Annotated in this window: 19 protein-coding genes; 10 read left to right on the top strand and 9 right to left on the bottom strand. The window is 59.2% G+C overall.

The window, feature by feature from the left end; all coding sequences use genetic code 11:
- Positions 1–108 precede the first annotated feature (108 nt).
- Together RS887_RS07605 and RS887_RS07600 are read left to right on the top strand one after the other, a co-directional pair.
- On the top strand, positions 109–555 hold the full coding sequence (locus tag RS887_RS07605; RefSeq protein ID WP_322614926.1) for a DUF4879 domain-containing protein: 447 nt from the start codon (positions 109–111) through the stop codon (positions 553–555).
- 68 nt (positions 556–623) lie between these two features.
- A complete protein-coding gene (locus RS887_RS07600) occupies positions 624–1175 on the top strand; it encodes a DJ-1 family glyoxalase III (RefSeq protein WP_204934912.1) in 552 nt (183 codons plus the stop codon).
- On the opposite strand, the gene RS887_RS07595 is transcribed toward RS887_RS07600, so the two are convergent.
- Entirely contained in the window at positions 1172–2431 is a 1260-nt protein-coding gene (locus RS887_RS07595) for an MFS transporter (protein WP_322614925.1), read from the bottom strand. The genes RS887_RS07600 and RS887_RS07595 overlap by 4 nt on opposite strands.
- A gap of 483 nt (positions 2432–2914) precedes the next feature.
- On the opposite strand from RS887_RS07595, the gene RS887_RS07590 reads away from it, so the two are divergent.
- The 3 genes from RS887_RS07590 (at position 2915) to RS887_RS07580 (ending at position 5617) form a co-directional block, all read left to right on the top strand.
- On the top strand, positions 2915–4351 hold the full coding sequence (locus tag RS887_RS07590) for a cytochrome ubiquinol oxidase subunit I (RefSeq protein WP_322614924.1): 1437 nt from the start codon (positions 2915–2917) through the stop codon (positions 4349–4351).
- Between the two features lie 3 nt (positions 4352–4354).
- A complete protein-coding gene (gene cydB, locus RS887_RS07585; RefSeq protein WP_218486040.1) occupies positions 4355–5362 on the top strand; it encodes a cytochrome d ubiquinol oxidase subunit II in 1008 nt (335 codons plus the stop codon).
- A gap of 87 nt (positions 5363–5449) precedes the next feature.
- Positions 5450–5617: a DUF2474 domain-containing protein gene (locus tag RS887_RS07580; protein WP_007975773.1), complete on the top strand. Its 168-nt coding sequence runs from the start codon at positions 5450–5452 to the stop codon at positions 5615–5617.
- Between the two features lie 64 nt (positions 5618–5681).
- Here the strand turns inward: RS887_RS07580 and RS887_RS07575 are convergent, their stop codons facing one another.
- Together RS887_RS07575 and RS887_RS07570 are read right to left on the bottom strand one after the other, a co-directional pair.
- Positions 5682–6806 (bottom strand): methyltransferase, encoded by a 1125-nt coding sequence (locus RS887_RS07575; protein ID WP_322614923.1) that lies wholly within the window; start codon positions 6804–6806, stop codon positions 5682–5684.
- Between the two features lie 175 nt (positions 6807–6981).
- Positions 6982–7695, bottom strand: coding sequence for a helix-turn-helix transcriptional regulator (locus RS887_RS07570; protein ID WP_322614922.1), 714 nt, complete (start codon positions 7693–7695; stop codon positions 6982–6984).
- Positions 7696–7998: 303 nt separating this feature from the next.
- Between RS887_RS07570 and RS887_RS07565 the strand changes: the two genes are divergently transcribed.
- Entirely contained in the window at positions 7999–8775 is a 777-nt protein-coding gene (locus tag RS887_RS07565) for a ferredoxin--NADP reductase (RefSeq protein ID WP_322614921.1), read from the top strand.
- A gap of 43 nt (positions 8776–8818) precedes the next feature.
- On the opposite strand, the gene mscL is transcribed toward RS887_RS07565, so the two are convergent.
- Positions 8819–9232 carry a large-conductance mechanosensitive channel protein MscL gene (mscL, locus tag RS887_RS07560; protein ID WP_322614920.1) on the bottom strand — a complete coding sequence of 138 codons (414 nt, stop codon included), beginning with the start codon at positions 9230–9232 and terminating at the stop codon, positions 8819–8821.
- A gap of 635 nt (positions 9233–9867) precedes the next feature.
- Here mscL and radA point away from each other — a divergent pair.
- Positions 9868–11235, top strand: a complete 1368-nt coding sequence (gene radA, locus RS887_RS07555) for a DNA repair protein RadA (RefSeq protein WP_322614919.1) — start codon at positions 9868–9870, stop codon at positions 11233–11235.
- A gap of 130 nt (positions 11236–11365) precedes the next feature.
- Here radA and RS887_RS07550 read toward each other — a convergent pair whose 3' ends face one another.
- Positions 11366–11734, bottom strand: a complete 369-nt coding sequence (locus RS887_RS07550; protein WP_322614918.1) for a PilZ domain-containing protein — start codon at positions 11732–11734, stop codon at positions 11366–11368.
- Positions 11735–11894: 160 nt separating this feature from the next.
- Between RS887_RS07550 and RS887_RS07545 the strand changes: the two genes are divergently transcribed.
- The 3 genes from RS887_RS07545 (at position 11895) to yjiA (ending at position 15278) form a co-directional block, all read left to right on the top strand.
- A complete protein-coding gene (locus RS887_RS07545; RefSeq protein WP_322614917.1) occupies positions 11895–13961 on the top strand; it encodes a carbon starvation CstA family protein in 2067 nt (688 codons plus the stop codon).
- Between the two features lie 15 nt (positions 13962–13976).
- Positions 13977–14174: a YbdD/YjiX family protein gene (locus RS887_RS07540; RefSeq protein ID WP_007895266.1), complete on the top strand. Its 198-nt coding sequence runs from the start codon at positions 13977–13979 to the stop codon at positions 14172–14174.
- Positions 14175–14306: 132 nt separating this feature from the next.
- Positions 14307–15278 carry a GTPase gene (gene yjiA, locus RS887_RS07535; protein WP_322614916.1) on the top strand — a complete coding sequence of 324 codons (972 nt, stop codon included), beginning with the start codon at positions 14307–14309 and terminating at the stop codon, positions 15276–15278.
- A gap of 103 nt (positions 15279–15381) precedes the next feature.
- Here yjiA and RS887_RS07530 read toward each other — a convergent pair whose 3' ends face one another.
- The 4 genes from RS887_RS07530 to glyA form a co-directional block, all read right to left on the bottom strand.
- Entirely contained in the window at positions 15382–16071 is a 690-nt protein-coding gene (locus tag RS887_RS07530; RefSeq protein ID WP_322614915.1) for a GntR family transcriptional regulator, read from the bottom strand.
- 25 nt (positions 16072–16096) lie between these two features.
- The gene (locus tag RS887_RS07525) at positions 16097–16801 is read right to left on the bottom strand and encodes a FadR/GntR family transcriptional regulator (RefSeq protein ID WP_322614914.1); all 705 of its coding nucleotides are present in this window, start codon (positions 16799–16801) and stop codon (positions 16097–16099) included.
- A gap of 49 nt (positions 16802–16850) precedes the next feature.
- Positions 16851–18164 (bottom strand): C4-dicarboxylate transporter DctA, encoded by a 1314-nt coding sequence (locus tag RS887_RS07520; protein WP_322614913.1) that lies wholly within the window; start codon positions 18162–18164, stop codon positions 16851–16853.
- A gap of 277 nt (positions 18165–18441) precedes the next feature.
- On the bottom strand, positions 18442–19695 hold the full coding sequence (gene glyA, locus RS887_RS07515; RefSeq protein ID WP_057713225.1) for a serine hydroxymethyltransferase: 1254 nt from the start codon (positions 19693–19695) through the stop codon (positions 18442–18444).
- Positions 19696–19703: the final 8 nt, after the last annotated feature.

Below are 19703 nucleotides of genomic sequence, written 5' to 3'. Positions count from 1 at the left end.
AGTAGCTTGGGAATATGGCTGCTTATGGCGGTGATCGTCGTCGATGTTTTGCGACAAAGCCAAGTGCGCCATACTGCGCGCTGGTTTTTTGGGGTGGATGGGTCCTACATGAAAAAGCGTCTGGTTGCCGCCTTCGGAGTATGGATGGCGTTGTTTTTCGGGGCTCAAACGGCCGTGGCAGCCTCGGCTGCGCCATTGACGCAATTGAAAGTACTCAAAGTCGCGTCGCCGTCCTGTGGCGTCGAGAACATCGACGAAGGGCAAACCCGGACTCGCTGCGATCACAATGGCCCGAACATCACGGTGTACGTACTGGAAGTGGGTTATGGACGCGAGGCCCATGTCGCCCTGGACGGTTTCGAAGTGAATGGCACCCGCACACCGGTCTGCGCGTTCAAGAACGGCAACCTGACCAGTTGCACTCCCGGGGAAAAAACCGTCGGCTATCTGTATGCCCTCGATCTGGCAGGCAAGCAGGAAGGCACGCTGACCTTCAGCAACACCTCGATCAACGCGCCCGGCAATACGATGTCGACGCAGCTTTATATCCAGTAGCCTCAGGTATCGAACAAGGCTCGGGAAAGCTGACTACGCTTAAAAGATCATTCCGTGGACAGTACCCGATGACCTTTAGAGCCTTGATTGCCCTCGCCGAGGGCACCGATGACCTGCAAACCGTGACCCTGATCGACGTACTGCGCCGCGCCAAGATAGAAGTGGTGGTGGCCAGTATCGAAGGGCGACGCATGCTCACCTGCGCCCGCGGCACTCGCCTGACGTCCGATGCGATGCTGGTGGACTTGCTGGCGCAGCCCTTCGACCTGATCGCCTTGCCGGGTGGTGCGGTGGGTTCGCAGCACTTGGCAGCGCATCAGCCCCTGCAACAATTGATCAAGGATCAGGCGGCAGCCGGTCGCCTGTTCGCCGGCATCGCCGAAGCGCCCGCCGTGGCGCTGCAAGCCTTTGGCGTTTTGCGTCAACGGCGCATGACCTGTCTGCCATCGGCCAGCCATCAACTGTTGGGCTGTAACTTCGTCGATCAACCGGTAGTGGTCGATGGCAACTGCATCACCGCCCAGGGCTCGGCTGCCGCATTGGCATTTGCCCTGGCGCTGGTGGAACAACTCTGCGGAAAAGCCACACGTGCGGCGGTGGCGGGGGAGTTGCTGGTTTAGCCTGCCTGGACTGTCGCTTCCTCCTTCTCTTCATCTTTAGCCACGTGCATGCGATCACGGCTGGCCAGGGTCGGGAAGAGTTTGGCCCACACCCCGGTCACCACCAGCGTGCCGATCCCGCCCATGACCACCGCTGGCACGGTACCGAACCAGTGGGCGGTCAGGCCCGATTCGAATTCGCCCAATTGGTTCGAGGCACCGATGAACAGACCGTTCACGGCGCTGACCCGGCCACGCATTTCGTCCGGGGTTTCCAGTTGAACGAACGAGGCGCGGATCACCATACTGATCATGTCCGCCGCGCCCAACACCACCAACACCGCCAGGGAAAACCAGAACGAGGTCGACAGACCGAAGGCGATGGTTGCCACGCCGAAGATGCCCACGGCGGTGAACATCACCCGCCCGACATTGCGCTCCACGGCAAACCGCGCCAGGAACAGTGACATCAGCAGTGCACCCACTGCCGGTGCCGAACGCAACAGGCCCAGCCCCCACGGGCCGGTCAGAAGGATGTCCTTGGCGAACACCGGCAGCAACGCTGTCGCACCGCCCAATAGCACCGCGAACAGATCGAGGGAGATTGCCCCGAGAATGTCCGGACGGCTGCGGATGAAGCGAATGCCCGCCAGCAGTGAATCCAGGGTGGCCTTGCCCTTGTTCAGCGGGGTTTGCCGGGCTGGCAGGTTGAGCATCAGCGAACAGGCGATGACATACAGCAGCACCGTCGGGCCATACACCCAGACGCTGCCGAAGGCGTAGAGCAAACCGCCGAGGGCCGGGGCGACGATGGTTGCCGATTGCTGGGCCGATTGCGCGGCGGCCACCGCACGGGGAAACAGCGCGCTGGGCACGATGCTGGGCAGCAGGGCCTGGGTGGTCGGCATTTCAAAGGAGCGAGCGGCACCGAGCAGGAAGGCCAGGATAAAGATCATTTCCCGGGTGACATGGTCGGTTGCGCTGCCGATGGCCAACGAAAGGGCGATCAGTGCCTGCAAGGACTGGCAGATCGCCGCAACCTTGCGCCGGTCATAGCGGTCGGCGACATGCCCTGTGTGCAGCATGAACAGCACGCGCGGGGCGAACTCGACCAGGCCGACCAGGCCCAGGTCGAGCACGTTGCCGGTTAACTGATACAGGTTCCAGCCGATGGCCACGGTGAGCATCTGGAAGCCGCTGGCGGTAAATATCCGGGCCAGCCAGAACGCGAGAAAAGGGCGATGGTGGCGTAACAGCAAGGGCTCTTGGCTGGGCATCTGCGGGCAAATCTGGGGAGGGGGGAACGGCGAGATTATCACCAACCTGTAACACGAAGTTGCCATGACAAAAAATTTAGTTAGCTAGACATCGATTTCTGCAGCACGACAAATCCTGTGGGAGCGGGCTTGCTCGCGAAGGCGGAGTGTCAGTCGACTTCAATTCTGGATGTGCCGCCCTCTTCGCGAGCAAGCCCGCTCCCACAGGGAATGTGTTGCAGCAGATAACAAAAGCCATGAGGCAACTTGTCACGCGGCAAAAGACCACGCGGTTCATCCCCGGAAATGGGACTACTCTTTCAACGTTGATTGATCCAGATCAAAACCCGCAAAAGGAATTGATCCGGCGGCCGCAAGGCCAGACGTCCTGCGTTGTGATGCGTGCAAAAAAGAACAAAAAGGGATTCGCCACACTCCATATCCGTGGGGGCCGTGGGTGCAGGCTTCCAGCCAGCAGCCGTACTACCTGACAGAGGAAGACTTATGTTCGGTTTAGAGGCACTTGATCTCGCCCGAATCCAGTTCGCGTTCACCATTTCGTTCCACATCCTGTTTCCGGCCATCACCATCGGCCTGGCGAGTTACCTGGCGGTACTCGAAGGCCTCTGGTTGAAAACCCATAACGACACCTACCGTGACCTCTACCATTTCTGGTCGAAGATCTTTGCCGTCAACTTCGGCATGGGGGTGGTTTCCGGTCTGGTAATGGCCTATCAGTTCGGCACCAACTGGAGCCGCTTCTCGGACTTCGCCGGTTCCGTAACCGGGCCGTTGCTGACCTATGAAGTGCTCACAGCATTCTTCCTCGAGGCCGGGTTCCTTGGCGTCATGCTGTTTGGCTGGAACAAGGTCGGGCGTGGCCTGCACTTCTTCGCCACCGTGATGGTTGCTATCGGTACGCTGATCTCGACCTTCTGGATTCTCGCCTCTAACAGTTGGATGCAGACCCCGCAGGGCTTCGAGATCGTCAACGGTCAGGTCATCCCCACCGACTGGCTGGCGATTATCTTCAACCCCTCGTTCCCCTATCGCCTGATGCACATGGCCACGGCGGCGTTCGTTGCCACGGCTTTCTTCGTCGGTGCCTCCGCGGCCTGGCATTTGCTGCGCGGCAAGGACAACCCGGCGATCCGCAAAATGCTCTCGATGGCGATGTGGATGGCGTTGATCGTGGCGCCGATCCAGGCGGTCATCGGTGACTTCCACGGCCTCAACACGCTTGAGCATCAGCCGGCGAAAATCGCCGCGATCGAGGGGCACTGGGAAAACAAAGGCGACGAGGCGACTCCGTTGATCCTGTTCGGCTGGCCGGACATGAAGGAGGAGAAGACCAAATTCGCGGTCGAAATCCCATACCTGGGTAGCCTGATCCTCACGCACTCCCTGGATAAACAGGTGCCGGCCCTCAAGGAGTTCCCGCCCGAAGACCGGCCAAATTCGACCATTGTGTTCTGGTCGTTCCGGATCATGGTGGGCCTGGGCTTCCTGATGATCTTCACCGGGCTGTGGAGCCTGTGGCTGCGCAAGCGTGACACCCTCTACACCTCGCGGCCGTTCCTGTACCTGGCGTTGTGGATGGGGCCGTCAGGCCTGATCGCGATCCTCGCCGGCTGGTTCACCACGGAAATCGGCCGTCAGCCGTGGGTGGTCTACGGCCTGATGCGTACGGCGGATGCGTCGTCCAACCATAGCTTCATGCAGATGAGCATCACCCTGATCCTGTTTGTCGTGGTTTATTTCGCGCTGTTTGGCGCCGGTCTGGGCTACATGATGCGCCTGGTGCGCAAGGGGCCGAAGATCGACGAAGGCAAGGAAACCAACGACGGCGGTCCCGGCCAGAAACGCACACCGGCCCGTCCGCTGTCTGCAGCCGACGACGATCACGCCGATGCCGACCACAGCCTGACCAAGGAGATTTGAATCATGGGTATTGATCTTCCGCTGATCTGGGCCGTGATCATCATCTTCGGCATCATGATGTACGTGGTCATGGACGGTTTCGACCTGGGCATCGGCATTCTCTTCCCGTTCATTCCGGGCAAGACGGATCGCGATGTGATGATGAACACCGTCGCCCCGGTCTGGGACGGCAATGAAACCTGGCTGGTGCTGGGTGGCGCGGCGTTGTTCGGTGCGTTTCCGCTGGCCTATTCGGTGGTGCTCTCGGCGTTGTACCTGCCGCTGATCCTGATGTTGATCGGGTTGATCTTCCGCGGTGTGGCCTTCGAGTTCCGCTTCAAGGCCAGGGACGACAAGCGCCACCTGTGGGACAAGGCGTTCATCGGAGGCTCGATCACTGCGACGTTCTTCCAGGGCGTTGCGCTCGGCGCGTTCATCGATGGGCTGCCGGTGGTCAATCGGCAGTTCGCCGGTGGCTCACTGGACTGGCTGACACCGTTCACAATGTTCTGTGGTGCGGCGCTGGTGGTGGCCTATGCGTTGCTCGGTTGCACCTGGCTGATCATGAAGACCGAAGGCAAGTTGCAGGAACAGATGCATGACCTGGCACGACCATTGGCCTTCGTGCTGCTGGCGGTGATCGGCATCGTCAGCATCTGGACCCCGTTGGCCCACGCAGAAATCGCCGCACGCTGGTTCACCATGCCGAATCTGTTCTGGTTCATGCCGGTGCCGATTCTGGTGCTGGTGACGATGTACGGCCTGATCCGCGCCGTGGCCCGCAACGCGCACTACACGCCCTTCCTGCTGACACTGGTGTTGATCTTCCTCGGTTACAGCGGTTTGGGCATCAGCCTGTGGCCGAACATCATCCCGCCGTCGATCTCGATCTGGGATGCCGCCGCGCCGCCGCAAAGCCAGGGCTTCATGCTGGTGGGCACGCTGTTCATCATCCCGTTCATCCTGGGCTACACCTTCTGGAGCTACTACGTGTTCCGCGGCAAGGTCACCCATGAAGACGGTTACCACTAGCCTGTTGCACCCTGCACCTGTGGGAGCGAGCTTGCTCGCGATGGCGTCGGAAGCGACGCCATCAATCTTGAAGAGGATTGAAACGTTATGGCTGCCAAACATTCCCTGCACGACATTGAAGAAGCCGAAAAAAAGCCGCTGTGGCAGCGGCTCGGCTGGTTGGCCCTGATCTGGGTCGGCAGCGTAGGCGCCTTGTTCATCGTCGCCAGCCTGATGCGTCTGTTCATGAACGCAGCCGGCCTGACCACGCACTGACATCTCTCCCGTGGCCTCGAGGCACGGATTTACGACCCTCCTGCCGGAGGGTTTTTTTTGCCTGTTACTTGCGCGCCTTGAGGATCACGAACTTCGGATTGGCTGCCACTTGCTCGACGCCCCGGAACAATCGCGCCAGCTTGCTGTGGTAACCCAGGTGACGATTGCCGACGATGTATAGCGCGCCGCCCACGACCAGCGCTTCGCGCGCCTGCTGGAACATCCGCCAGGCCAGGAAGTCGCCCACCACCTGCTGCTGGTGAAACGGTGGATTGCACAGCACGACGTCAAGCGATTGCGGTTCCTGGCCGGCCAGGCCGTCGCCGGCACGCACGGTCACTTCCCGTTCGCCCAACGCTGCACGCCAGTTTTCAGAGGCCGATTGCACGGCCATGAAGGATTCGTCCACCAGCGTGTAGTGGGCCTCGGGGTTTTGCAGGGCACTGGCGATGGCCAGAACGCCGTTGCCGCAACCGAGATCGGCGACCCGCGCCGAGCCGAGGTTTTTCGGCAGGTGTGGCAAAAACGCCCGGGTGCCGATGTCCAGGCCTTCGCGGCAAAACACATTGGCGTGGTTGAGCAGTTCGATAGCCGGTTCGTCGAGTCTGTATCGCGTCGGGTAAGGCGATACGGCTGGCGTTGTGTCTTGAGCGGTGGCAATCAATAGCCGTGCCTTCTTCACGGCCAACGAGGCTTGCACGGGGCCGATGTAACGCTCCAGCAAGTCGCCCGCCGCCCGGGGCAGATGTTTGATCATGGCTGCGGCAACCACTTGGGCGCCGGGTGCCAGTTGACCTTGCAGGCGTATCAGCTGTTCTTCCAGCAGTGCCAGGGTTTTCGGTACACGGATCAGCACGCAGTCGAACGGCCCGACTGGGGGCTCGCTGGCGGGGATGCCCGGTACTGCATCAAACGCCAGGCCGTTGCGCACCAGGTTCTTTTCCAGGCCCTGGAAGGCCAGGAACGAATCACCGCTGCTGACCACCCGCACCTTACCCGCCAGGCTGGCCGCCAACGCGCCGAAACTGTCATTGAGCACCAATACCCGGGTGCCTGACGCCGGCTGCTGTTCGGCCAGATGATTGAGCAGGTATTCATCGGCCGCATCGAACGCTTGCAACGGTTCGTTCTGCTGTTCGGGCTGGCGGATCAGGTCGAGGCTGGCGAAGGGTGTTTCGAGCAAAGGCATGGGGCGGGGCTCTGGGTAATCAACGGATGTCCCGCTGCCCTAAGGCGTTGGAGCGGGCGGAGCCGTCCGAGTGTACTGCGCCGTGAAGGTCTACACGCCATCACTCAGGAGGGACCGCAAATGGTACGTTTTTTTTGCCTGGATTACCCGCAGGTTTTCCCGCAGTCGGGCGTTTTCAGATGGCTCCGGACCGGGCCGCGACGATGACGGCCGAAATCTTGTTATTGACGCCGAGCTTCTCGATAGCCCTGTGCACATGAAAGTTGACTGTGCGTTCACTCAAATTGAGGATCCTGGCAATTTCATAGGCCGTCTTGCCATCGGCCGACAGTTTCAATACTTCGAGTTCCCGCCGTGACAAAGGGGGAGCCTTGGGGGAAGCCGGTTTTTTCGGTTGCATTGCGATCGCCAGAGCGTGCAAATGGCGACTGATGAAAACCGAGAAACCAAGATTCTCGTATAGCTCAAAAGCGGAAGTCGGGCAATGGCTCCTGGCCAGGCTGAGAATACTGCGCAGACCTGTTTCCTCGTCGTGGATCGCCTGGGACCAGCCATGCTGCAAACCTTGTTGCTGCAACAACTGCCATAGCCATGGCGTCCTGGAAAACAGCTCTTCGCTCCAGAGAACAGGCAACAATGAATGATTGCAATGCGCTACTACCGGATCTATTTGCGTGGCGTTGTTTTTTTCATATTGAATATTCCACTCATGGGGAAAATTGTTCAGGTTCACCGTACTGGCATCGACCCCGACTGAGTTCGAAGTAATTGAAAAACCACAGAATTTATATCCAAGGTTTCTGGCGAAATTGAGCGCGATTCGATAGGCAGCATTGATCTCTTGCGTATGCGCCAATTGCTTAAGCTGTGACTCTTTCCAGATCTCCATAGAATGATCTCCATAAGTGTGTCCTCTGGGTGCAATATTGGATCCGAGATCCGGCACGACACGAGTGTAGGGCAGTTCCTACAGTGCTGGTGCAACAAATTTGCTCTTTTGACTGTTGGAAAAGTGTATTTCAGGTTCTTAAGGCAATCGATGAGTTAAAAATTCCATATGTCATTTTATATCTATGGTTCGCGTAATATTTTGTAACATGTCACTGGTGCAGATTAATGTCACTACAAACTGTCGGTGTTTACGCTGCTTTCTTTGCGGGACACTGGGGGTGTCTTTTGATTGGAGCCTTCCATGTCCGTCAGTGAAGAAAAATTTACGCGTCAGACCTTGCGCGAGGTTCATCCGTTGACCCCGAATCTGTTTACCCTGCGCGCCACCCGGGATGCAGGGTTTCGTTTTCGGGCGGGGCAGTTTGCCCGATTGGGTGTCACCAAGGCTGACGGCAGCACGGTATGGCGCGCCTACTCCATGGTGTCCTCGCCCTTTGACGAGTTTCTCGAGTTCTTCTCCATTGTCGTACCGGGCGGTGAGTTCACCAGCGAACTGAGCCGCCTGGGCGTTGACGATACATTGCTGGTCGACCGCCAGGCTTTCGGCTACCTGACGCTGGACCGTTTTGTCGATGGGCGCGATCTGTGGTTGTTATCCACAGGCACGGGCCTGGCGCCATTCCTGTCGATACTCCAGGACTTCGAAGTCTGGGAGAGATTCGAGCGGATCATCCTGGTCTACAGCGTTCGCGAAGCCCGGGAACTGGCTTATCAGGAACTGATCGCAGGGCTGACGCAACGTGAGTACCTGGTGGAGTACGCACACAAACTGCAATTGATCACCACGGTTACTCGTGAGCAGCATCCAGGCGCATTGAACGGGCGGATCACCGAGCTGATTGAAAACGGCGAGCTGGAGCGCGTCGCGGGTGTTGCGCTGACGCCTGAACACTCACGGGTCATGCTGTGTGGCAATCCGCAGATGATTGATGACACGCGCAAGCTGCTTAAACAGCGGGACATGCACTTGAGCCTCAGTCGGCGACCTGGACAGGTGGCGGTGGAAAACTTCTGGTAAGAAAAACGGCGCCTCATAAGGCGCCGTTTTTTCGCTAATGCAGTCAAGGCCGGTTGTTCTGGGCCTTGAGCAAGTCGCGGATCTCGCCCAGCAACTCTTCTTCCTTGGTGGGGACCGGTGGCAGGCTAGGGGCCACGGCCTCTTCGCGCTTCAGGCGGTTGATGGCCTTGACGCCCATGAAAATCGCAAAGGCGACGATAACGAAGTCGATGATGGTCTGGATGAATTTGCCATAGGCCAGCACCACCGCTGGAGTAGCGCCTTCTGCTGCCTTGAGCGTTATGGCCAGATCAGTGAAATCCACGCCACCGATCAGCATCCCGATTGGCGGCATGATCAGGTCACCGACAAACGACGTAACGATCTTGCCGAAGGCCGCACCGATGATGATACCGACGGCCATGTCGACCACGTTGCCTTTGACCGCGAAGGCCTTGAACTCGTTTAGCACGCCCATAGGTTATTTCCTTGTTACAGATGAGGTTGATGAACGCAGTGTAAATCAGCAAATCGCATCCTGCTCGCATCAACCGCCTCTTGTGCTTGCCGGCAATCGACCCGGGTGGTGTTGAAAAACTCACCGATTGATCTCATCTGAGGGACGGCCAGGCGTTCTGCGGAGTTCGTATATGACGTTTTTTTGTGAAATGGCGTCGTTTGTATGAGGGAGTCAAGGTTTAGAGACTATCCCTGAGTCTGGGCGTTAAAGTTGATCGGGTAGTTAGTGGCCAGGATGCTTTATTGCAGCTGGTTGCAGTTACAGCGATATGAACTGTTTCGTTAGTTTCGAGTGTGTAATAGATGTATGTTTCTCTCAGTTGGTGCTGCGTTTAGTGTAGTGTTTTCGGAGCTGTGCGTGAAGTATGTGGATGAATAGTGTTTGTATAGGTTTTTAAATCGCATGGTAGGGCGTGTCTCTAACGTTTGTTGGCCATGTTGCGCAAAAAACTTATACAAAAATTTGTCTGGTGTGTATCTGAATATGCCAGAACTTAATGAGGCTATTTGAAAACATCAAAAGGGTTGTGCAATTTCTGGCCGCACTCGCGCGTCTTGGCTGAGTTATCATCGCGTTTTTTTCCGGGAGTTCCGATGGCCAAGGCCAAGCGCATGTACGGCTGCACCGAGTGCGGCTCAACCTTCCCCAAATGGGCCGGCCAGTGCGGTGAGTGCGGGGCCTGGAACACGCTCACCGAAACCCTGGTGGAAAGCGGCGGGGCGGCCGCCCCCAGCGGCCGTACCGGCTGGGCCGGCCAGCAGGCGCAGATCAAGACCCTGGCCGAGGTCAGTGTTGAAGAAGTTCCGCGTTTCTCCACCGCTTCCAGCGAACTCGACCGGGTTCTGGGTGGTGGTCTGGTGGATGGCTCGGTGGTGCTGATCGGTGGTGATCCCGGCATCGGCAAGTCGACCATTCTGTTGCAAACCCTGTGCAACCTCGCCAAGAGCATGCCGGCGCTGTACGTCACTGGTGAAGAGTCCCAGCAGCAAGTGGCCATGCGTGCACGGCGTCTGGGGTTGCCTCAGGATCAACTGCGGGTCATGACCGAAACCTGCATCGAAGCCATCATTGCCACGGCCCGTCAGGAAAAGCCCAGGGTGATGGTGATCGACTCGATCCAGACGATCTTTACCGAGCAACTGCAATCGGCGCCGGGCGGTGTGTCCCAGGTGCGTGAAAGTGCGGCGTTGCTGGTGCGTTATGCCAAACAGAGCGGTACGGCGATTTTCCTGGTGGGCCACGTCACCAAGGAAGGCGCGCTGGCGGGCCCTCGGGTGCTGGAACACATGGTCGATACCGTGCTGTATTTCGAAGGCGAGTCCGATGGGCGCCTGCGTCTGCTGCGGGCGGTGAAGAACCGTTTCGGGGCGGTCAATGAACTGGGCGTGTTCGGCATGACCGACAAGGGGCTGAAAGAAGTCTCCAATCCGTCGGCGATTTTTCTGACCCGTGCCCAGGAGGAAGTCCCGGGCAGTGTGGTGATGGCAACCTGGGAAGGCACGCGGCCGATGCTGGTGGAAGTTCAGGCGCTGGTGGACGACAGTCATCTGGCCAACCCGCGTCGGGTCACGCTGGGGCTGGACCAGAACCGGCTGGCGATGTTGCTGGCGGTGCTGCATCGTCATGGTGGCATCCCGACCCACGATCAGGACGTGTTTCTCAACGTGGTCGGTGGGGTCAAGGTGCTGGAAACGGCGTCCGACCTGGCGTTGATGGCGGCGGTGATGTCCAGTTTGCGCAACCGGCCGTTGCCCCACGATCTGCTGGTGTTCGGTGAAGTCGGGTTGTCCGGTGAGGTGCGTCCGGTGCCGAGCGGTCAGGAGCGGTTGAAAGAAGCCGCCAAGCACGGCTTCAAGCGGGCCATCGTGCCCAAGGGCAATGCGCCGAAGGAGGCGCCGGCAGGGTTGCAGATCATTGCCGTTACTCGCCTGGAGCAAGCGCTGGATGCATTGTTCGAATAGTCGCTGACGAAACACGGACCTTGTGGGAGCGAGCCTGCTCGCGAAGACGGTATGACAGACAACATCAATGTTGAATGGGATGTCCTCTTCGCGAGCAGGCTCGCTCCCACACTGGACGGTTGTCAGGCCGTCAGAATTCGATCAGCGCAGCCAACTCTCGCTCGAGTTCGGCCTCGTCGCCCAGATTGAGCTCGATCAACCGCCGCAGGCGTTCGATGGATTCCAGACTGATGTGCAGGCAAACAAAGCCGAGCTGGCCATGGTCGTCGTGGGCCAGTTGCACATCCATGGTGATGTCGGCCTCTTCGCTCAGATGGATGTCGACCAGAAAATCCTGCTGCGGATTGCCCAACCACGGATCAGGGCGCTCGATCAGTAACCCCTTGAGCGACAGATCAACCAACTTCACCGGCCAGGTGGACTCCCCCTGACTCAGCTCGGTTCGGGCATCGAACGCAATACGTTTGAAGCGGCGACGTTCGGCTGGGTGCTCGCTCATGGCGCGATCCTCGGAAATGTACGCTGACTATAGACCCGCATGATCAAAGGCTGCCAGCGCGTGCAGGTGTCTAGACCAATGTCGGGGTATGGCCTTTGCCGTCAGGAGCGCTAAACTCGGGGTGGCTGTCTTTCTTGTCCACTCTGGCTGGAATAATAAAATGAAAAATAATAATAGCCCGCTACGCCATCTGCCTTGGCTGGTGCTGGCAATCGTAGGTGCGTGTGCCTTGGGTGTCGTGGCATTGCGCCGAGGCGAGGCCATCAACGCCTTGTGGATTGTGGTCGCTGCCGTGGCCATCTATCTGGTCGCCTATCGCTACTACAGTCTGTTCATTGCCAACAATGTCATGCAACTCGATGCGCGCCGGGCCACTCCCGCCGTGCTCAATAATGACGGCCTGGACTATGTTCCGACCAACAAACACATTCTTTTTGGTCACCACTTCGCGGCTATCGCCGGTGCGGGTCCGCTGGTCGGCCCGGTACTGGCGGCGCAGATGGGCTACCTGCCCGGCACGCTGTGGCTGATTGCCGGCGTGGTGCTGGCTGGCGCCGTGCAGGACTTCATGGTCCTGTTCATGTCCACCCGCCGCAACGGCCGGTCCCTCGGTGACATGGTCCGTGAGGAAATGGGCCGCATCCCCGGCACCATCGCGCTGTTCGGTTGCTTCCTGATCATGATCATCATCCTCGCGGTGCTGGCGCTGATCGTCGTGAAGGCCCTGGCCGAAAGCCCCTGGGGTATTTTCACGGTGATGGCGACCATCCCGATCGCGATGTTCATGGGCATCTACATGCGCTACATCCGCCCCGGTCGCATCGGTGAGATCTCGGTGATCGGCGTGCTGTTGCTGCTGGGTTCGATCTGGCTGGGCGGGCAGATTGCTGCGGACCCGGTGTGGGCCAAGGCCTTTACCTTCACCGGTATCCAGATTACCTGGATGCTGATCGGTTACGGTTTCGTGGCCGCCTCGTTGCCGGTGTGGCTGATCCTGGCACCGCGTGACTACCTCTCTACGTTCCTGAAAATCGGCACCATTGTCGGGTTGGCGATCGGCATCCTGATCACCATGCCCGAACTGAAGATGCCGGCCTTGACCCAGTTCGTCGACGGCACCGGTCCGGTATGGAAGGGCGGTCTGTTCCCGTTCCTGTTCATCACCATCGCCTGTGGCGCGGTGTCGGGTTTCCATGCGCTGATCTCCTCCGGCACTACACCGAAACTGCTCGATAACGAGGTCAACGCCCGTTACATCGGCTACGGCGGCATGCTGATGGAGTCCTTCGTGGCGATCATGGCCATGGTCGCCGCTTCGGTGATCGAGCCTGGCGTGTACTTCGCCATGAACAGCCCGGCCGCGGTCGTCGGCGGGGATGTGGTGGCGGTAGCGACAGCGGTCAGCAACTGGGGCTTTGCCATCACGCCGGAAGCGTTGCAAGCGGTGGCCCATGACATCGGTGAGACCACCATCCTGGCCCGTGCCGGTGGTGCGCCAACCCTGGCGGTGGGGATCGCACAGATCCTGCACAGTGTGCTGCCGGGTGAAAACACCATGGCGTTCTGGTACCACTTCGCGATTCTGTTCGAAGCGCTGTTCATCCTCACTGCAGTCGACGCTGGTACCCGTGCTGGGCGTTTCATGTTGCAGGACTTGCTCGGTTCCTTCGTGCCTGCGCTGAAACGCACTGAATCCTGGGCTGCCAACTTCGTCGCCACCGCCGGTTGCGTGGCCATGTGGGGCTGGCTGCTGTACCAGGGCGTGATCGACCCGCTGGGCGGCATCAACACCTTGTGGCCGCTGTTCGGTATCTCCAACCAGATGCTGGCCGGTATCGCGCTGATGCTTGGCACCGTGGTACTGATCAAGATGAAACGCCAGCGCTATGTCTGGGTCACCATGCTGCCAGCCGTGTGGTTGCTGATCTGCACCACCACCGCCGGCTTCATCAAGCTGTTCGATGCCAACCCGGCGATCGGCTTCCTGGCCCTGGCCAAAAAATACAGCGATGCCCTGGCCAACGGCCAGATCCTTGCCCCGGCCAAGGACATCACCCAGATGCAGCACGTGATCTTCAACGCCTACACCAACGCAACGCTGACTGCGCTGTTCCTGTTCGTGGTGTTCAGCATCCTGTTCTATGCGCTCAAGGTCGGTATTTCCGCCTGGGGCAGCAAGGAGCGTACGGATAAAGAATCGCCATTCCAGGCGCAGCCGGAAGCGTGATCGAGGATTTGCACCATGTTCAATGACCTCAGTCGCCTCGGTAAATACCTCGGTCAGGCCGCGCGCCTGATGGTCGGCATGCCCGACTACGACAACTACGTCGAGCACATGCAGACCAAACACCCGGACAAACCAGTGATGAGCTATGAGATGTTCTTTCGGGAGCGTCAGGAAGCCCGTTACGGTGGCAAGGGTGGGCCGAAGTGCTGTTGATCTTGTAGGAGCGAGCTTGCTCGCGAGGGACGTCAACGATAACGCGTGCTTTCTGAATACACGCGTCGACCTTGCGCTCATCGCGAGCAAGCTCGCTCCTACAGTTTTTTAAGCGTAGGGGAGATTTTTGTTTTGCTCACACCCATCCCGGTCACGATCCTCAGCGGCTTCCTCGGCGCTGGCAAGACCACCCTGTTGCGTCACATGCTCAAGGCCGAGCACGGCCTGAAGATTGCCGTGATCGAGAACGAATTCAGTGATGCCGGTATCGACACCCAGTTGTTGGGCGATGAACCGGTACAAGTGATGACGCTCTCCAACGGCTGCGTCTGCTGCACCATCCATACGGACCTGACCAAAGCGCTTTATCTGTTGCTCGAACGTCTGGACCAGGGTGACATCGCCTTCGACCGCCTGGTGATCGAGTGCACCGGCCTGGCCGACCCGGCGCCCGTGGCACAGACCTTTTTCATCGACGAAGAATTGCGCGAGCGCTATATCCTCGACGGCATCATCACGCTGGTCGATGCGGCACATGCCGACTTTCACCTGACCCAGACCATCGCCCAGGCACAGATCGGTTTCGCCGACCGCTTGCTGGTGAGCAAGCGCGATCTGGTGGACGAGCCGGCCTTCATCGCGTTGAGCGAACGCCTGACCCGCATCAACCGTCGCGCCCCGATCCGCGTGGTCGACCATGGCAAGATCGACCTGGCAGAGTTGCTCGACGTGCGCGGTTTCAATCTCAACGCCGACCTTGGTGGCGGGGTGAGTTTGCGACCGGTCAGCCAGGCACCGTCCATCGACCGCATTTCCAGCCTGGTGCTGCGCACCGAAAAGCCGCTGGATATCGACAAACTCAGCGAGTTCATGAACGAGCTGCTGGAGGAGCATGGCAAGCAGTTGCTGCGCTACAAAGGCGTGTTGAACATCCTCGGCGAACCGCGGCGCATGGTGTTTCAGGGTGTGCTGAAGCTTTATGGTTTCGACTGGGATACCGAATGGGCCGACGATGAAAACCGCGAAAGCGTGATCGTGTTTATTGCCGATGAGCTACCGGAAGAGAAAATTCGTGAGGGGTTTGCGCGGGTGGCGGCGGAGTAAGTTCCGCCATTTTCAGCGGGCCTGATGTCGCCATCGCGAGCAGGCTCGCTCCCACATTTGAAATGCAGTCCCCTGTGGGAGCGAGCCTGCTCGCGATGGCAATTTACCCGGCAACACGATTATGGCTGACTACCGAACCAGAGCTCAGCAGTACCTCCTCAAGATGATCCAGATGTCGGTTCATCAATATTTCCGCCATCACACTATCCCCACGCTCCACCGCATCGACAATCTGCATGTGCTCCTGCCAGCCGCAATCGTCATCTGTCTGAGCGTCATACTGCGCAATCGCCAGCGAAGTCAGCGGCACCAGGCTGCCAAGAAAGTGCGCCAGCGGTGCATTTCCCGCCATTTCGGCCAGTTGCAAGTGAAACGCCCCCGATAACCGGATCGAAGGACCACGCTCCTTGCATTGGCGCTCGCGTTCGATCAAGGCGCGCAGGCGTTTCAGGTCTTGCGCGCAGGGGCGCTGACACGCCAGCCGCACCAGCATGATCTCGGCCAGCCGCCGGGCATGCAGGGTCTGCCGGGTCTGCTCGGCATCAAGTTCGGCGACGCGGGGGCGATGGTTGACTCGAAGGAGGATGATTTGCTGATGGGACAGTCGCGTCAGCACATCACGCACGTCGCTGCGTCGAGCACCGAACATCTGCGCCAGGCTCTCTTCTGTAAAGCGGCTGGCCGAATGGATGCGTTGTTCGAAAATGGCATCGAGGATCCGCGAATACAGATCATCCACCGAAGGGCGGATGGGCAGGGTAGCGAGTGTTTGTGGCAAGGCGAAGCCGTTCATGGCCAGTCTCCAGTTCGAAGAGGTTTCAACTGCCGAGGTTGTCTTCCGGGATGTTCAGTTCGATGCCCATGCGCTGGCCTTCGCGCAAAATGTGCCGACGCATCTCGACACTGGCCTGGGCACTGTTCTTGCTGCGGATCGCCCGCACCACGGCTTCGTTTTCTTCAAGGCGTTCAGCCAGATGTTCCGGGGAGTTGCGCAACACTTCGGCGCTTTGCTTGAGGGCATTGCTGGTTTGCTGGACCACGCTCTGGAAGATCGGGTTCGAGGTCAGGGTGAACAATTCCTCGTGGAAGGCGATGTAAGCGCTGACTCCGGCTTCACTATCGCCAGCCTCCAGGGCTTCGCGCATGTCCATCAGGGTCAGGCGCAGTTGCCCGACTTCCTTGCTGCTGATGGACTGCGCCACGAGGCCAACAATGAACGGTTCGAGGGTGTAGCGCAGTTGCAGCACATCTTCGAGACTGGCGCCGGCCACGGCGCTGTCGTGGCTTGGGTTGTCGCTGAGTTGCGCGTCGAGCACCACAACGCCTTTGCCCGGCATTGAACGCACGAGGCCGAGGGTTTCCAGCACGATCACCGCTTCGCGCAGGCTTGGGCGGCTGATGCCCAGTTGTTCAGCCAGTTCACGCTGGCCCGGCAGCATGTCGCCGGAGCGCCACTGACCCCTGGCCAAGGCGGCCCGAAGTTTTTCTACCACTGAGTTGACGACGGTTGATGAGGTAATCACTTGTTCGCTCCGTGAGCCGTGCCTGCGGGGCGGCAGGCACGGCGGTCATTCAGAATTCTTTGGCTGCCGCTTGAGCAACCGGTTTTCGTGGCTGGAAGGTATAACCCGCCTGGCCGGAAAGTACCTTGTTCGCCCGTTGTACATCGATGTCCTTTTCCCACCGTGCGATGGCGACGGTCGCCACGCAGTTGCCGATCAGGTTGGTCAGTGCCCGGCCGATGCCCATGAACCAGTCCACGGCCAGCACCAGCACCAGACCCACCACCGGAATTGCCGGAATGGCGGTCAGGGTAGCTGCCAGAATCACCAGCGCCGAGCCCGGAATACCGTGGGCACCCTTGGAGGTGATCAACGATACCAACAGAATCGTCAGCAGGTCGGTCATGGCCAGTGGCGTGCCGGTGGCGTTGGCGATGAACACGATGGCCAGGGTCAGGTAGATCGAGAAACCGTCGAGGTTGAACGAGTAACCCGTTGGAATCACCAGGCCGACTGTCGAACTGCCGATGCCCAGATGCTCGAGCTTGCGCATGATTTGCGGCAGCACGGCATCGGACGAAGCGGTGCCCATGACGATGAGCAGTTCCTCGCGCAGGTATTTGAGCAGCGGCCACATCTTCAAACCAGACAGGCGCATCACCAGGCCGAGAATCAGGGCAACGAAGGCCACACAGGTCAAGTAGAACAAACCGACCAGGCTGCCCAGGTGTTGCAGCGAATCCAGGCCATATTTGCTGGTGGTGAAGGCAATCGCGCCGAACACGCCGATCGGCGCCAGGCGCACGATCATGCCCATGATGCGGAAGATCACGTGGCTGAGTTCATTGATCAGCCGCGAAATACCCGATGCCGCCTCGCCCACCAGATTCAGTGCACTGCCGAACAACACTGAAAACAGCAGGACCTGCAGGATATTGTTATCGGCAAAGGCACCGATCACCGAAGTCGGAATCAGGTCCATCAGGAACTGTGTGGTGGTGTGCATGTGCTGGCCGCGCTGGGCAATGTCGCCCATGTCGGCTGCGGAAAGTTGTTCCAGGTGAATGTTCGCGCCACTACCGATACCGGTGCTGAAGGCGAACACCAGGCCGATCACCAGGGCGATGGTGGTCAGTACTTCAAAGTAGATCACTGATTTCAGGCCGATGCGCCCGACCTTTTTCAGGTCGCCGGCACCGCTGATGCCGCTGACCACCACGCAGAACACGATCAGGCCTATGAGCATTTTGATCAGCTTGATAAAACCGTCACCGAGCGGTTTGAGCTGAGCGGAGTATTCGGGAAGGGTCAGTCCGCAGACGATGCCGAGCACCAGTCCGAGAACCACTTGGAGGAAGATTGAACGCGAGCACCATCTGAGCATGGGAGGAATCCTGGTCGGTGTCCTGGCTGCCGTGCGCAAGGCGCATCGACTTCAGGACTTAATTATTGTGGTCTTACCGGTATGTCCAGTGCAGGCGCAGTCTAGGTGGTGTTTTCGGGTGTCTGCAAGCAAAAAATTAGAAAATTGGCATGACCGGTCTGACCAGTTGGTGGGCGAGTGCGGTTTAGAGCCTTTCCCACCGGCTGAATAAAAAAAGGGCGAAAAAAAACCGGCCATCTCTGGCCGGTTTCTCATGACTGCGGTTTAGCGGGGCTGATTAAGCGCCGTATACCGGCAGCTTCTTGCAGATAGCCTTGACCTTCTCACGAACGGCGTCGATCACCGCTTCGTTGTTCAGGTCAGCCAGGATGTCGCAGATCCAGCCGGCCAGTTCCTTGCACTCTGCTTCCTTGAAGCCGCGAGTGGTCACAGCCGGGGTGCCGAAGCGCAGGCCGGAGGTGACGAACGGGGAGCGTGGGTCGTTTGGCACGGAGTTCTTGTTCACGGTGATGAACGCTTTGCCCAGAGCGGCGTCGGCGTCTTTACCGGAGATTTCCTGCTTGATCAGCGACAGCAGGAACAGGTGGTTCTGAGTACCGCCCGACACTACGTCGAAGCCGCGCTCGATGAACACGCCGGCCATGGCCTGGGCGTTCTTCACCACTTGTTGCTGGTAAGCCTTGAACTCAGGCTGCAGCGCTTCCTTGAAGCAGATCGCCTTGGCCGCGATCACGTGCTCCAGTGGGCCGCCCTGGGCGCCCGGGAATACCGCGGAGTTCAGCTTCTTCTCGATGTCGGCGTTGGCGCGAGCCAGGATCAGGCCGCCACGTGGACCGCGCAGGGTCTTGTGGGTGGTGGTGGTCACGACGTCGGCGAATGGAACCGGGTTCGGGTAGACGCCAGCGGCGACCAGACCGGCCACGTGAGCCATGTCGACGAACAGGTAGGCACCTACTTTGTCGGCGATTGCGCGGAAACGCGGGAAGTCGAGGATCTGCGAGTAGGCAGAGAAACCAGCCACGATCATTTTCGGCTTGTGTTCAACGGCCAGGCGCTCGACTTCGTCGTAGTCGATCAGGCCGTTGGCGTCGATGCCGTACTGGATGGCGTTGTACAGCTTGCCGGAAGACGAAACGCTGGCACCGTGGGTCAGGTGGCCGCCATGGGCCAGGCTCATGCCCAGGATGGTGTCACCCGCCGACAGCAGGGCCAGGTAAACGGCGCTGTTGGCTTGCGAGCCAGCGTGCGGCTGAACGTTGGCGTAGTCGGCACCGAACAGCTCTTTGGCCCGATCAATTGCAAGCTGCTCAACAATGTCTACGTACTCGCAACCACCGTAGTAGCGCTTGCCCGGGTAGCCTTCGGCGTACTTGTTGGTCAAGACCGAGCCTTGAGCTTCCATCACCGCAGGGCTGGTGTAGTTTTCCGAAGCGATCAGCTCAATGTGCTCTTCCTGGCGCTGAGCTTCTTGCTCCATGGCGGCAAAGAGATCGGCGTCGTACTTGGCAATAGTCAAATCACGGCTGAACATGGCGGTCC

The organism is Pseudomonas sp. BIC9C (genome assembly GCF_034541995.1).
Classification (GTDB): domain Bacteria; phylum Pseudomonadota; class Gammaproteobacteria; order Pseudomonadales; family Pseudomonadaceae; genus Aquipseudomonas; species Aquipseudomonas fluorescens_CC.
The sequence above is the reverse complement of the archived record's forward strand: the minus strand, read 5'-3'. Positions and strand labels throughout refer to the sequence as shown.

What these genes read in the sequence shown, in the direction of transcription:
- RS887_RS07605 (WP_322614926.1), top strand. Translation starts at nt 109, where the DNA reads ATGAAAAAGCGTCTGGTTGCCGCCTTCGGAGTATGGATGGCGTTGTTT.
- RS887_RS07600 (WP_204934912.1), top strand. Translation starts at nt 624, where the DNA reads ATGACCTTTAGAGCCTTGATTGCCCTCGCCGAGGGCACCGATGACCTG.
- RS887_RS07595 (WP_322614925.1), bottom strand. Translation starts at nt 2,431, where the DNA reads ATGCCCAGCCAAGAGCCCTTGCTGTTACGCCACCATCGCCCTTTTCTC.
- RS887_RS07590 (WP_322614924.1), top strand. Translation starts at nt 2,915, where the DNA reads ATGTTCGGTTTAGAGGCACTTGATCTCGCCCGAATCCAGTTCGCGTTC.
- cydB (WP_218486040.1), top strand. Translation starts at nt 4,355, where the DNA reads ATGGGTATTGATCTTCCGCTGATCTGGGCCGTGATCATCATCTTCGGC.
- RS887_RS07580 (WP_007975773.1), top strand. Translation starts at nt 5,450, where the DNA reads ATGGCTGCCAAACATTCCCTGCACGACATTGAAGAAGCCGAAAAAAAG.
- RS887_RS07575 (WP_322614923.1), bottom strand. Translation starts at nt 6,806, where the DNA reads ATGCCTTTGCTCGAAACACCCTTCGCCAGCCTCGACCTGATCCGCCAG.
- RS887_RS07570 (WP_322614922.1), bottom strand. Translation starts at nt 7,695, where the DNA reads ATGGAGATCTGGAAAGAGTCACAGCTTAAGCAATTGGCGCATACGCAA.
- RS887_RS07565 (WP_322614921.1), top strand. Translation starts at nt 7,999, where the DNA reads ATGTCCGTCAGTGAAGAAAAATTTACGCGTCAGACCTTGCGCGAGGTT.
- mscL (WP_322614920.1), bottom strand. Translation starts at nt 9,232, where the DNA reads ATGGGCGTGCTAAACGAGTTCAAGGCCTTCGCGGTCAAAGGCAACGTG.
- radA (WP_322614919.1), top strand. Translation starts at nt 9,868, where the DNA reads ATGGCCAAGGCCAAGCGCATGTACGGCTGCACCGAGTGCGGCTCAACC.
- RS887_RS07550 (WP_322614918.1), bottom strand. Translation starts at nt 11,734, where the DNA reads ATGAGCGAGCACCCAGCCGAACGTCGCCGCTTCAAACGTATTGCGTTC.
- RS887_RS07545 (WP_322614917.1), top strand. Translation starts at nt 11,895, where the DNA reads ATGAAAAATAATAATAGCCCGCTACGCCATCTGCCTTGGCTGGTGCTG.
- RS887_RS07540 (WP_007895266.1), top strand. Translation starts at nt 13,977, where the DNA reads ATGTTCAATGACCTCAGTCGCCTCGGTAAATACCTCGGTCAGGCCGCG.
- RS887_RS07530 (WP_322614915.1), bottom strand. Translation starts at nt 16,071, where the DNA reads ATGAACGGCTTCGCCTTGCCACAAACACTCGCTACCCTGCCCATCCGC.
- RS887_RS07520 (WP_322614913.1), bottom strand. Translation starts at nt 18,164, where the DNA reads ATGCTCAGATGGTGCTCGCGTTCAATCTTCCTCCAAGTGGTTCTCGGA.
- glyA (WP_057713225.1), bottom strand. Translation starts at nt 19,695, where the DNA reads ATGTTCAGCCGTGATTTGACTATTGCCAAGTACGACGCCGATCTCTTT.